At 39.5% G+C, this 13,199-nt stretch carries 12 protein-coding genes and 1 pseudogene; 11 read left to right on the forward strand and 2 right to left on the reverse strand.

Going from position 1 to position 13,199, the window contains the following annotated elements:
• Positions 1-197: pseudogene (locus tag HT699_RS11880) on the reverse strand (hypothetical protein); the annotation flags it as partial.
• Between the two features lie 234 nt (positions 198-431).
• On the opposite strand from HT699_RS11880, the gene HT699_RS10205 reads away from it, so the two are divergent.
• From HT699_RS10205 to HT699_RS10250, 10 genes are all read left to right on the forward strand, one after another.
• Positions 432-563 (forward strand): teichoic acid D-Ala incorporation-associated protein DltX, encoded by a 132-nt coding sequence (locus tag HT699_RS10205; RefSeq protein ID WP_000813667.1) that lies wholly within the window; start codon positions 432-434, stop codon positions 561-563.
• Between the two features lie 20 nt (positions 564-583).
• On the forward strand, positions 584-2,134 hold the full coding sequence (gene dltA / locus HT699_RS10210; RefSeq protein ID WP_172930090.1) for a D-alanine--poly(phosphoribitol) ligase subunit DltA: 1,551 nt from the start codon (positions 584-586) through the stop codon (positions 2,132-2,134).
• Positions 2,131-3,375, forward strand: coding sequence for a D-alanyl-lipoteichoic acid biosynthesis protein DltB (dltB, locus tag HT699_RS10215; RefSeq protein WP_172930091.1), 1,245 nt, complete (start codon positions 2,131-2,133; stop codon positions 3,373-3,375). The genes dltA and dltB overlap by 4 nt, the downstream gene beginning before the upstream one ends.
• 12 nt (positions 3,376-3,387) lie before the next feature.
• The gene (dltC, locus tag HT699_RS10220; protein WP_050197725.1) at positions 3,388-3,627 is read left to right on the forward strand and encodes a D-alanine--poly(phosphoribitol) ligase subunit DltC; all 240 of its coding nucleotides are present in this window, start codon (positions 3,388-3,390) and stop codon (positions 3,625-3,627) included.
• The gene (gene dltD / locus HT699_RS10225) at positions 3,620-4,888 is read left to right on the forward strand and encodes a D-alanyl-lipoteichoic acid biosynthesis protein DltD (protein WP_100104712.1); all 1,269 of its coding nucleotides are present in this window, start codon (positions 3,620-3,622) and stop codon (positions 4,886-4,888) included. Before dltC ends, dltD begins: the two co-directional genes overlap by 8 nt.
• A gap of 152 nt (positions 4,889-5,040) precedes the next feature.
• The gene (adcR, locus tag HT699_RS10230; protein WP_001249308.1) at positions 5,041-5,481 is read left to right on the forward strand and encodes a zinc-dependent transcriptional regulator AdcR; all 441 of its coding nucleotides are present in this window, start codon (positions 5,041-5,043) and stop codon (positions 5,479-5,481) included.
• Complete coding sequence (locus tag HT699_RS10235) at positions 5,481-6,185, forward strand: metal ABC transporter ATP-binding protein (protein WP_172934343.1); 705 nt, start codon at positions 5,481-5,483, stop codon at positions 6,183-6,185. The genes adcR and HT699_RS10235 overlap by 1 nt, the downstream gene beginning before the upstream one ends.
• Positions 6,178-6,984, forward strand: coding sequence for a metal ABC transporter permease (locus HT699_RS10240; RefSeq protein ID WP_000950018.1), 807 nt, complete (start codon positions 6,178-6,180; stop codon positions 6,982-6,984). The genes HT699_RS10235 and HT699_RS10240 overlap by 8 nt, the downstream gene beginning before the upstream one ends.
• A 9-nt stretch (positions 6,985-6,993) precedes the next feature.
• Positions 6,994-8,499 (forward strand): zinc ABC transporter substrate-binding lipoprotein AdcA, encoded by a 1,506-nt coding sequence (gene adcA, locus HT699_RS10245; protein WP_172930093.1) that lies wholly within the window; start codon positions 6,994-6,996, stop codon positions 8,497-8,499.
• 561 nt (positions 8,500-9,060) lie between these two features.
• On the forward strand, positions 9,061-10,026 hold the full coding sequence (locus HT699_RS10250; protein ID WP_000793783.1) for a DUF3644 domain-containing protein: 966 nt from the start codon (positions 9,061-9,063) through the stop codon (positions 10,024-10,026).
• A gap of 1,084 nt (positions 10,027-11,110) precedes the next feature.
• Here the strand turns inward: HT699_RS10250 and HT699_RS10255 are convergent.
• Positions 11,111-11,968 (reverse strand): 5'-nucleotidase, lipoprotein e(P4) family, encoded by an 858-nt coding sequence (locus HT699_RS10255; RefSeq protein WP_000833516.1) that lies wholly within the window; start codon positions 11,966-11,968, stop codon positions 11,111-11,113.
• Between the two features lie 241 nt (positions 11,969-12,209).
• Here HT699_RS10255 and HT699_RS10260 point away from each other — a divergent pair, with 241 nt between their 5' ends.
• Positions 12,210-13,109, forward strand: coding sequence for an SPFH domain-containing protein (locus HT699_RS10260; RefSeq protein WP_000963957.1), 900 nt, complete (start codon positions 12,210-12,212; stop codon positions 13,107-13,109).
• The last annotated feature ends 90 nt before the right edge of the window (positions 13,110-13,199 follow it).

Raw genomic sequence — 13,199 nt, forward strand, 5'->3', positions numbered from 1 at the left:
TGAAGGTAATACTCTGCGAAAATCTCTTCAAACCACGTCAGCGTCACCTTACCGTATGTATGGTTACTGACTTCGTCAGTTTCATCTACAACCTCAAAACAGTGTTTTGAGCTGACTTCGTCAGTTCTATCCACAACCTCAAAACAGTGTTTTGAGCAACCTGCGGCTAGCTTCCTAGTTTGCTCTTTGATTTTCATTGAGTATTAGAAAACAATTATTTTGATAGAGCTTGAGATGGAAATCTCAGGCTTTTTTCTTTTAAAATATACATAGAAAAACCGCATAATCCTTAAAATAAGCTGAAATCTATTGGAAACATACGGTAAACAATTGAAAAGATACTATATAAAGTGGTACAATGGTAGAAAAATAAGCTAGTAAGAATCACTCTTATTTTAGCGAAAAATTACAGAAATGAATGGTTTTTCTTGATGAAACAGAGAAAAGAATTGTACCTCTTTCTTGGTCGGACAGCCTTGTATTTTCTTATCTTTCTGGGGCTGCTTTACTTCTTTAGCTATCTTGGTCAGGGTCAAGGAAGCTTTATCTATAATGAATTTTAACTTGAAGGAGAATTCCTATTGTGTCACATAAACCAATAGTAGATATGATTGAAACCATTGAGCATTTTGCTCAGACACAGCCTAGCTATCCTGTTTACAATGTTTTGGGGCAGGAACATACTTATGGAGATTTAAAGGCTAATTCGGATAGTTTAGCTGCAGCCATTGACCAGCTGAATTTACCAGATAAGTCTCCTGTAGTCGTTTTTGGTGGCCAAGAATATGAAATGTTGGCAACTTTTGTAGCCTTGACTAAGTCAGGACATGCCTACATTCCAATTGATAGTCATTCGGCCTTGGAGCGAGTTTCGGCTATTTTAGAAGTAGCGGAGCCAAGTTTGATTATTGCCATTTCAGAATTTCCATTGGAGCAGGTTTCTACACCGATGATGACTCTAGCTCAGGTTCAAGAAGCCTTTGCCCAAGGGACTAGCTATGAGATCACGCATCCAGTCAAGGGCGATGATAACTACTACATCATCTTTACTTCTGGTACGACTGGTAAGCCTAAGGGAGTGCAGATTTCCCATGATAACCTCCTCAGCTTTACCAACTGGATGATTACGGATAAGGAATTTGCGACGCCAAGTCGTCCGCAAATGCTGGCTCAGCCACCTTATTCTTTTGACCTGTCTGTCATGTACTGGGCGCCGACCTTGGCACTGGGTGGTACACTTTTTGCCCTCCCTTCAGCCATTACTCAGGACTTTAAGCAACTTTTTGCGGCTATCTTTTCATTGCCAATCGCTATCTGGACTTCAACACCATCCTTTGCGGATATGGCCATGTTATCAGAAGACTTTAATAGTGAGAAAATGCCTGGCATCACGCATTTCTACTTTGATGGTGAAGAATTGACGGTCAAAACAGCGCAAAAACTGCGTGAGCGATTCCCAAATGCCCGTATTATCAATGCCTACGGCCCAACAGAAGCGACAGTAGCCTTGTCAGCTGTTGCTGTGACAGACGAGATGTTGGCGACTCTCAAACGCCTACCAATCGGCTATACCAAGGCTGATTCTCCAACCTTTATCATTGACGAGGACGGCAATAAATTGCCAAATGGTCAACAGGGAGAAATCATTGTTTCTGGACCAGCTGTTTCAAAAGGTTATATGAACAATCCTGAAAAAACAGGGGAAGCCTTCTTTGAATTTGAAGGACTGCCAGCCTATCACACAGGTGATGTGGGAACCATGACAGATGAAGGCTTGCTTCTCTACGGCGGACGAATGGACTTCCAGATTAAGTTCAACGGTTACCGCATTGAGTTAGAAGATGTCTCTCAAAACCTCAACAAGTCTCGCTTTATCGATTCTGCTGTCGCTGTCCCACGTTATAATAAAGACCACAAGGTGCAAAATCTATTGGCCTATGTCATTTTAAAAGATGGTGTGCGTGAGCAGTTTGAGCGTGATATCGATATTACCAAGGCCATTAAGGAAGATTTGACAGACATCATGATGTCCTACATGATGCCGTCTAAATTCCTTTATCAAGACAGTTTGCCACTGACTCCAAATGGAAAGATTGACATTAAAGGATTGATTAACGAGGTGAATAAGAGATGATGGAGTTCTTTCAACAGCTTCCTCATTTAGAGCCATACGGCAATCCTCAGTATTTTGTCTATGTGATTGCTGCAACCTTGCCCATCTTTATCGGTCTCTTTTTCAAGAAACGCTTTGCCTGGTACGAAGTGCTGGTAAGTCTCTTCTTTATTGTCACCATGTTGGTAGGTGGGAAGACCAATCAGTTGGCTGCCTTGGGTATTTACCTTTGCTGGGAAATATTGCTCCTGCTTTTCTACAAGCATTATCGAAAAAGCAAGGATGGCAAGTGGGTCTTCTACTTAGTTAGTTTTCTGTCCCTCCTTCCGATTATCTTTGTCAAGGTGCAGCCAGCTATCAATGGAACGCAGTCTTTGCTTGGATTTTTGGGAATTTCTTACCTGACATTTCGTTCGGTTGGGATTATCATCGAGCTGAGAGATGGAGTGATTAAGGATTTTACCCTCTGGGAATTCCTTCGTTTCCTTCTCTTCATGCCGACTTTTTCAAGTGGTCCAATCGATCGCTTTAAGCGTTTTAATGAAAATTATCAGACCATTCCTGAGCGAGATGAGTTGATGGATATGCTGGATGAATCTGTTCGCTATATCATGTGGGGATTTTTGTATAAGTTTATCCTAGCTCATGTTTTAGGAGAGACCTTACTCCCTCCTCTGAAGAATCTAGCCCTGCAGTCAGGTGGCTTCTTTAACCTCTATGCCTTGGCAGTTATGTATACATTTGGTCTGGAACTTTTCTTTGACTTTGCAGGTTATTCTATGTTTGCCTTAGCCATTTCAAATTTGATGGGAATTCGTAGCCCCATCAACTTTAACAAGCCCTTTTTATCAAGGGATTTAAAGGAATTTTGGAATCGCTGGCATATGAGTCTCTCTTTCTGGTTCCGTGACTTTGTCTTTATGCGGATGGTGATGGTATTGACCAGAAAGAAGGTCTTTAAGAATCGCAATGTAACCTCAAGTGTGGCCTACATAGTAAATATGCTGATTATGGGATTTTGGCATGGAGTGACTTGGTACTATATCGCCTATGGCCTCTTTCATGGACTGGGCTTGGTCATCAATGACGCTTGGATTCGCAAGAAAAAAACGCTTAATAAGGAACGGAAAAAAGCAGGGAAAGCTGCTCTACCTGAGAATCGCTGGATTCAGTTGCTTGGCATGGTTGTCACCTTCCATGTCGTCATGCTGTCATTCTTAATCTTTTCTGGATTTTTGAATGATTTATGGTTTAAAAAATAAAGGAAATAAAATATGGATATCAAATCAGAAGTTATCGAAATTATTGATGAGTTATTTATGGAAGATGTTTCTGACATGATGGATGAAGATCTTTTTGATGCAGGTGTCTTGGATAGTATGGGAACGGTTGAATTGATTGTGGAGATTGAGAACCGTTTTGACATTCGTGTCCCTGTAACAGAGTTTGGTCGCGACGACTGGAATACAGCCAATAAAATCATAGCTGGTATTATGGAGCTACAAAATGCTTAAACGCTTATGGATGATCTTCGGACCGGTCTTGATAGCTGGTTTGTTGGTTTTTCTGCTCATTTTCTTTTATCCTACTGAGATGCGTCATAATCTAGGAGCTGAAAAGCGTTCAGCGGTGGCTACTACTATCGATAGTTTTAAGGAGCGAAGTCAAAAAGTCAGAGCACTATCTGATCCAAATATGCGTTTTGTTCCCTTCTTTGGCTCTAGTGAATGGCTTCGTTTTGACGGTGCTCATCCTGCGGTATTAGCTGAGAAATACAATCGCTCCTACCGTCCTTATCTTTTAGGACAGAGGGGAGCTGCATCGCTTAACCAGTATTTTGGAATGCAACAGATGTTGCCACAACTGGAGAATAAACAAGTTGTGTATGTTATCTCCCCTCAGTGGTTCAGTAAAAATGGCTATGAGCCAGCAGCCTTCCAGCAGTATTTTAATGGAGACCAGTTGACCAGTTTTCTGGAACATCAATCTGGAGATCAGGCTAGCCAATATGCGGCGACTCGCTTACTACAGCAGTTTCCCAACGTAGCTATGAAGGATTTGGTTCAGAAGTTGGCAAGCAAAGAAGAATTGTCGACGGCAGACAATGAGACGATTGAATTATTGGCTCGGTTTAATGAACGCCAGGCTTCCTTTTTTGGACAGTTTTCAGTTAGAGGCTATGTTAATTATGGTAAGCATGTAGTTAAGTATTTAAAGACCTTGCCAGATCAGTTTTCCTATCAAGCAATAGAAGATGTTGTCAAATCAGATGCAGAAAAGAATACTTCCAATAATGATCTGGGAATGGAGAATGATTTCTATAATAAGCAGATTAAGAAGGATTTGAAGAAATTAAAGGATTCTCAGAAAAACTTCACCTACCTCAAATCACCAGAGTATAATGACCTGCAGTTAGTTTTAACCCAGTTTTCTAAATCCAAGGTAAACCCGATTTTTATCATTCCACCTGTTAATAAAAAATGGATGGATTATGCTGGTCTACGAGAGGATATGTACCAACAAACGGTGCAGAAGATTCGCTACCAGTTAGAGAGTCAAGGTTTTACCAATATAGCAGATTTTTCTAAGGATGGCGGGGATCCTTTCTTTATGAAGGATACCATCCACCTTGGTTGGTTGGGTTGGTTAGCTTTTGACAAGGCAGTTGATCCTTTCCTATCCAATCCCACACCAGCTCCGGCTTACCATCTGAATGAGCGCTTTTTCAGCAAGGACTGGGCGACATACGATGGAGATGTCAAAGAATTTCAATAGATCATAATATAGAAGAGTTCAAGAATGAAGCTGATTTTTACGTTTTTTCTTGACTCTTTTTTTGCTTGTGATATAATTAACTGGTAAACAAAATTCCACAGAATAGTATTTTTCTCTTAAAAAAGAGAAGTTCAAAAGGAAAGGAGTCAGATATGAGACAGCTAGCGAAGGATATTGATGCTTTTTTGAATGAGGTGATTTTGCAGGCAGAAAATCAGCATGAAATTTTAATAGGTCATTGTACTAGCGAGGTAGCTCTGACCAATACCCAGGAGCATATCCTCATGCTCTTGTCGGAGGAATCTTTAACAAATTCAGAATTGGCCCGTCGCCTCAATGTCAGTCAGGCGGCAGTTACCAAGGCCATTAAGTCTTTGGTCAAGGAAGGAATGTTGGAAACATCTAAAGATCCTAAGGATGCGCGTGTGATTTTTTATCAATTGACTGATTTGGCTCGTCCAATCGCTGAGGAGCACCACCATCACCATGAGCATACACTTTTAACCTATGAACAAGTGGCGACTCAGTTTACTCCAAATGAACAAAAAGTGATCCAGCGGTTTTTGACTGCTTTAGTAGGAGAAATCAAATAATGAGATACATTACGGTAGAGGATTTATCCTTCTATTATGATAAGGAGCCCGTTCTTGAACATATCAATTATAGTGTTGATAGTGGGGAATTTGTTACCTTGACTGGGGAAAATGGGGCAGCTAAGACGACACTGATCAAGGCCAGTCTTGGAATTCTCCAACCACGCATTGGAAAGGTGGCTATTTCAAAGACAAATACGCAAGGTAAGAAATTGAGAATAGCCTATCTTCCTCAACAAATTGCCAGTTTTAATGCTGGTTTTCCAAGTACGGTCTATGAATTTGTCAAGTCGGGTCGCTATCCGAGAAAAGGCTGGTTCCGTCGTTTGAATGCTCATGATGAGGAGCATATCAAGGCTAGTCTGGACTCAGTTGGCATGTGGGAACATCGAAACAAACGCTTGGGGTCTCTATCTGGGGGACAAAAGCAGCGAGCGGTAATTGCGCGTATGTTTGCTTCTGACCCTGATGTGTTTATCCTAGACGAGCCGACAACGGGGATGGATGCAGGAAGTAAAAATGAATTTTACGAACTCATGCATCACAGCGCCCATCATCATGGCAAGGCTGTTTTGATGATTACCCATGACCCTGAAGAAGTTAAGGATTATGCGGATCGCAATATTCATCTAGTCCGTAACCAAGACTCGCCATGGCGTTGTTTCAATGTTCATGAGAATGGCCAGGAGGTGGGCCATGCTTAGTTTATTATCTTACGACTTTATACAACGCGCCTTTTTGGCGGTTATTGCTATGAGTCTTTTCTCACCGGTATTGGGAACCTTCCTCATCTTGCGTCGTCAGAGTTTGATGAGTGATACCCTTAGCCACGTCTCACTTTCAGGTGTAGCCTTTGGTCTGGTTTTGGGGATTTCTCCAACTGTTTCTACTATTGCCATTGTCTTGATTGCGGCGGTCTTTCTGGAGTATCTCCGTACGGTTTACAAGAGCTTTATGGAAATCGGGACAGCTATCCTCATGTCAACAGGTCTGGCTGTTTCTCTGATTGTCATGAGCAAGGGTAAAAGCTCGAGTTCAATGAGTTTGGACCAATATCTCTTTGGTTCGATCGTGACTATCAGTGAAGAACAGGTCATTTCCCTCTTTGTCATTGCGGCGGTTGTTTTGATTTTGACCTTTCTCTTTCTTCGTCCTATGTATATCTTAACTTTTGACGAAGATACGGCCTTTGTGGATGGCTTGCCAGTTCGTACCATGTCCATTCTTTTTAACATGGTGACAGGGGTGGCTATTGCCCTTATGATTCCTGCAGCAGGAGCTCTTCTGGTATCGACCATTATGGTCTTGCCAGCTAGTATTGCCCTGCGTCTGGGGAAAAACTTTAAATCGGTGATGCTGCTTGCCAGTGCGATTGGCTTTTTGGGAATGGTAGCAGGACTTTACATTTCCTACTATGCAGAAACACCTGCAAGTGCAAGTATTACCATTATTTTTGTAACTGTCTTTATACTAATCAGTTTAGTAAGACGTTTTATCAAATAGGAGACGAACGTGAAAAAAATTAGCTTATTACTAGCCAGTCTATGTGCCTTGTTTTTAGTGGCTTGTTCCAATCAAAAACAGGCAGATGGTAAACTCAATATCGTGACAACCTTTTACCCTGTCTATGAATTTACCAAGCAAGTCGCAGGAGATACGGCTAATGTAGAACTCCTAATCGGTGCTGGGACAGAACCTCATGAATACGAACCATCTGCCAAGGCAGTTGCCAAAATCCAAGATGCAGATACCTTCGTTTATGAAAATGAAAACATGGAAACATGGGTACCTAAATTGCTAGATACCTTGGATAAGAAAAAAGTGAAAACCATCAAGGCGACAGGCGATATGTTGCTCTTGCCAGGTGGCGAGGCAGAAGAGGGAGACCATGACCATGGAGAAGAAGGTCATCACCATGAGTTTGACCCCCATGTTTGGTTATCACCAGTTCGTGCCATTAAACTAGTAGAGCGCATCCGCGACAGCTTGTCAGCAGATTATCCTGATAAAAAAGAGACCTTTGAGAAGAATGCAGCTGCCTATATCGAAAAATTGCAAGCCTTGGATAAGGCTTACGCAGAAGGCTTGTCTCAAGCAAAACAAAAGAGCTTTGTGACTCAACACGCAGCCTTTAACTATCTTGCCTTGGACTATGGACTCAAACAAGTCGCAATCTCAGGACTTTCTCCAGATGCAGAGCCATCAGCTGCTCGCTTGGCAGAATTGACAGAGTATGTCAAGAAAAATAAAATCGCCTATATCTATTTTGAAGAAAATGCCTCACAAGCCCTTGCTAACACACTTTCAAAAGAAGCAGGTGTCAAAACTGATGTCCTCAATCCTTTAGAAAGTCTGACAGAAGAGGACACCAAGGCTGGAGAAAATTACATCTCTATCATGGAGAAAAACCTCAAGGCTTTGAAACAAACAACAGACCAAGAAGGCCCAGCGATCGAGCCTGAAAAGGCAGAGGATACCAAGACAGTCCAAAATGGTTACTTCGAGGATGCAGCTGTCAAGGACCGCACCTTGAGTGACTATGCAGGTAACTGGCAATCAGTTTATCCTTTCCTTGAAGACGGCACGTTTGACCAAGTCTTTGACTACAAGGCTAAGTTGACTGGTAAGATGACCCAGGCTGAGTACAAGGCTTATTATACAAAAGGCTATCAGACAGATGTGACTAAGATTAACATTACTGATAATACTATGGAATTTGTTCAAGGTGGACAAAGCAAGAAATATACTTACAAGTATGTCGGTAAGAAAATTTTGACTTACAAGAAAGGCAATCGTGGCGTGCGTTTCCTCTTTGAAGCCACAGATGCTGACGCTGGACAATTCAAGTATGTTCAGTTTAGTGACCACAATGTTGCCCCAGTTAAGGCAGAACATTTCCATATCTTTTTTGGAGGTACAAGCCAAGAAGCTCTATTTGAAGAAATGGATAATTGGCCAACCTACTACCCAGATAACCTATCTGGCCAAGAAATCGCTCAAGAAATGTTGGCGCATTAATGAGAAATCGACTAGTTCATAAGAGCTAGTCGGTTTTTGGGTACTAGATGGCTAACTTCATTATAGACTTTTCAGAACTAAGGAACTTTAAAAAAATAAATAAAACTCTTGAAATATCTGGACTTATATGCTAGAATGTAGTTAGTGTATAAGGTTCATTAGAACACCAAAGCCCCTAACTAGTACCATAGTTAAGGGGTGTTTTGGTATATTCTACAGGAATATATAATCCTAGTTTTCTAATTTGCTCTTTGATTTTTGTTGAGTATAAACATTTTAACAAAAAAGTTAGTCTTTAATAAAAGAAGCGATATAGTGATATTAGAAATTCTCTTGTAATTCTGATATGTCTGCGTATTTTTCGTAAGTTACCTGTTTAGTAATCAGATGTCAGTTAAGGGCTTGATGTTTTATAAAAGAAAATTATGGAGGAAGGGAAATCCGACTTTATAAACTAAACTGTAAAAAACGGCAAATTTGACAAATGAATAAGAAAAAAATAAAAAGCAACTGTTTTTATTAAAAAGATTGCTTAATAGTTAGATTGGAGGGAAGAAAAATATGAAAAATTTAAGTCAACGACTTGTTGATAAAAGTGTTGAGGCCTTTATTATGGGGCTGGAAATTTACAACAAGCCTACAATCAAATATCGTATTGAAGGATTCAGTTTTTTCATATGTAATGCTTGGGAGTTGATGTTGAAGTCTGAAATGCTAAATAGAAATCTATCAATCTATTTTAAGGATAATCCAGATAGAACTCTCAGCCTTGAAAATGTTATCAAGAAAATTTATTCCGATGATAGTACACGAATTCGACTAAATCTGGAGCGTATTATTGAGCTTAGAAATATCAGCACACATTATATTACAGAGGATTACGAACTAAAGTACGCTCCACTATTTCAAGCGTGTGTACTTAACTATGTCAATGAACTTCAGAGATTTCATGGTAGAGACATCACTGAGACCATTGCACAAAATTTCCTAACTATATCAGCAAGTTATGAGCCTCTGACAAATGAACAAATCAGACTAAAATACCCAGCGGAAATTGCAGAAAAGTTTATTCAGCAAGCAAATGCTATAGATGTTCTTGTTTCTGAGTATAATTCAGATAAATTTGCAATCGGTGTAAAACAAAACCTATACATCACAAAGAAAAAGTCTGAAGCTGACTTCGTTGTCTCAATTGCAAATCAATCTCCCTCTCAAGTAGCAATAGTAAAAGATTTAAAAGATCCATCAGAGACTCACAAATATTCATACGGGAATATCATCTCAGTTGTAAATGATCGATTAAACAAGAAGAATATCAAATTAAATTATAAATCTGGTTTCAATCAATATGTTCTAACCTTAATCATTGATTTCTATTCAATAAAAACTGACGAGAAATTTGCATATTGCCATAAAATAGGTAAGTCTGAGCACTATACCTATTCACAGCAATTTGTTGACTTTATCATTACAGAAATAGAAAAAGACCCTCTAAACTTTGTAGAGAGCCTTAAAAAATCAAAATAAAAAGATAACCCCAGGCACATAGGAATGCTCAACCTTTCAGTCTACCCCATTCTGGGACCCAGCGTTTATCCTTCACAAGTTATCTTATTGAGTTCATTATATCACACTTATGGAAAATGTAAAGAAATTTGTATAGTATTTTTAAATGAATTGATGAAAAATCAAATACCTTTCAGAACTAAGGAACTTTAAATAATAAATAAAACTCTTGAAATATCTGGGCTTATATGCTAGAATGTAGTTAATGGATAAGGTTCATTAGAACACCAAATCCCCTAACTAGTGCCATAGTTAAGGGCTTTTTTGACGTATCTTAGCGATTTAACGGGTGTTGATAGGCTAGTCAGTCGGTCTACTTCTTACCATCTAGCCATTTGCAAACGAAATACAAGATGATTCCAGCTATGACGTCTGCTATAATAGTAAGAGCGAGCTCTGGGATAAGGCTCATTAGTTTCACCTCCTCTCACGAACCCATAGGAACGTAATCGGTAACCGATGACAAAAGTATTATACCACACTAAATTTAGATCATCAAGGTCACTTAATGCTTGAACTATTGTAGATTATATGCTAGAATATAGTTAATTGATAAGGTTCATTAGAACACCAAAGCCCCTAACTATTGCCGTAGTTAAGGGCTTTTTTGACGTATCTTAGCGATTTAACGGGTGTTTATAGGCTAGTCACTCGGTCTACTCCTTACTATCTAGCCATCTGCAGACGAAATACAAGATAATTCCAGCTATAACATCCGCTATAATAGTAAGAGCGAGCTCTATGATAAGGCTCATTAGTTTCACCTCCTCTCACGAACCCATAGGAACGTAATCGGTAACCGATGACAAAAATAGTATACCACAATAAATTTATATCATCAAGGTCACTTAATGCTTGAAATATAGGGTCTAGGCGACAAAGTCTTTAAAATCAGAAAAACGTATAGTATCAGATGTATAAAAGCTTGATGTTATATCAATTAAAAAAGTGGATAGGAAAGTTTTCTGATTATCAGAATTCCTTCCTATCCACTTTTTGAAGATTGTAAGTTAACCTTAGTTTATATAGAATCAGCTTATTTGTTTTATTTATTAAAACCTTGCAAAGCCTTTTGGCGTTCTTCCACTTGACCTTTAGCATCCAATTTATTGCCAGCGTAGACAGCTGTTTCCCATGATCCGTACATTGGATTTGGGAAGATGATGAATTTTTCACCGAATTCTTTTTGCAATTCTTCAAGTTGTTTATCACGGTCAGATTCAGAAATCTTCGAAAAATCTGCAAAGTCTACGAGGTTATCACCAAATAGTAATACTAGATTAGTTTTCTCTTGAACTGCTTGGCGACGCCCTTCTTTGGATTTTACACCACTTTCTAAGAGCATGAGGTGATCACGCCCTTGTACAGGGATTCCTTCGTTTTCTAGATTTTTAATCGTAGCATCTATTTGATTAACTGAGCGGTCAGAAATATAGTAAATTTGGATGCCGTTTTGATTGGCAAATTGAAGAAACGTCTTGGCTCCTGGGACGGCTTTTGCTGCAGCTTTTTGAACCCAAATATCCCAATTTTCAGGTGTGAATGCTGTTCCGTCTTTGATATTTTGAACTTGATAAGGACTATTATCTAAGACTGTTTCATCTAAGTCCAAAATGATTGAATAAGGCTTGTCTGATTCTGTTTTCAGTAATTCCTTTAGACGATCTGTGGCAACATTATAACCTTGTAGATACAAGGCTTTGGTTTCAGCTGATTTTTGATACCAAAGGGTTGACATAGTATTTTCTCTTGACCGTAGTTGGTCATATGTCATTGTAATCTGATTATCAGATGAGCTCTTATTGCTTGTCTGTGTTTCTGTAGACTTTGTTGCACAACTAGATAATAAGACGACAGATGCAAGTGCAGAAAGGATTGTAACAGTAGTTTTTGCTGATTTCATGAAATATCTCCTATTCATTAATTTCATAAATAGTATAGCACGAGAGAAAAGTTAAGGCAAGTCATTCTCTGACTATGGATGAAGATTCTATAGAAGTTAATGCAGTGAAAAAAAGAGATTACTAACTTGAAATGCAGTTTCACCTCTAATTATTGACATTTCAGGAAAAATCGCAGTAAAAACGGCACAGCCTTCTTTAAATGTGATATAATACTAGAAAAATACTTGTGGAGGTTCCATTATGGCAATATTTTTCATGATTTTTCTGATTGTTTGTGTGCTCCTATTGGTGATAGTCACACTGAGTACAGTTTATGTGGTTCGTCAGCAGTCGGTGGCGATTATTGAACGCTTTGGGAAATACCAAAAGGTTTCCAACAGCGGTATTCATATTCGCTTGCCTTTTGGGATTGACTCGATTGCAGCACGCATTCAGTTGCGCTTGCTGCAAAGTGATATTGTGGTTGAGACCAAGACCAAGGACAATGTGTTCGTGATGATGAATGTAGCGACTCAGTACCGTGTCAATGAGCAGAGCGTGACAGATGCCTACTATAAACTCATGCGTCCAGAATCTCAGATTAAATCTTATATCGAAGATGCTCTTCGCTCTTCTGTTCCCAAATTAACCTTGGACGAATTGTTTGAGAAAAAAGATGAGATTGCCCTTGAAGTTCAACACCAAGTAGCAGAAGAAATGACCACTTACGGCTACATTATCGTGAAAACCTTGATTACTAAGGTGGAGCCAGATGCAGAAGTTAAGCAATCCATGAATGAAATCAATGCGGCGCAACGCAAACGGGTAGCAGCGCAAGAATTGGCAGAAGCCGATAAGATTAAAATTGTCACTGCAGCTGAAGCCGAAGCAGAAAAAGACCGCCTTCATGGTGTGGGGATTGCCCAACAACGTAAGGCGATTGTGGATGGATTGGCAGAATCTATCACCGAACTCAAGGAAGCCAATGTTGGCATGACAGAAGAACAAATCATGTCCATCCTTTTGACCAACCAGTATTTGGATACCTTGAACACCTTTGCCTCTAAAGGAAATCAAACCATCTTTTTACCAAATACTCCAAATGGTGTGGATGATATCCGTACACAAATCTTGTCAGCTCTTCGCGCTGAGAAGAAATAATAGACTAAAGAGCTTGGCAACAGGCTCTTTTTGCATTGCGTTTATTAAGAAAAACAAAAAATATTGATATACATTTATACTCAATGAAAA

This window comes from Streptococcus sp. 1055 (genome assembly GCF_013276815.1).
Taxonomy (GTDB): domain Bacteria; phylum Bacillota; class Bacilli; order Lactobacillales; family Streptococcaceae; genus Streptococcus; species Streptococcus pseudopneumoniae.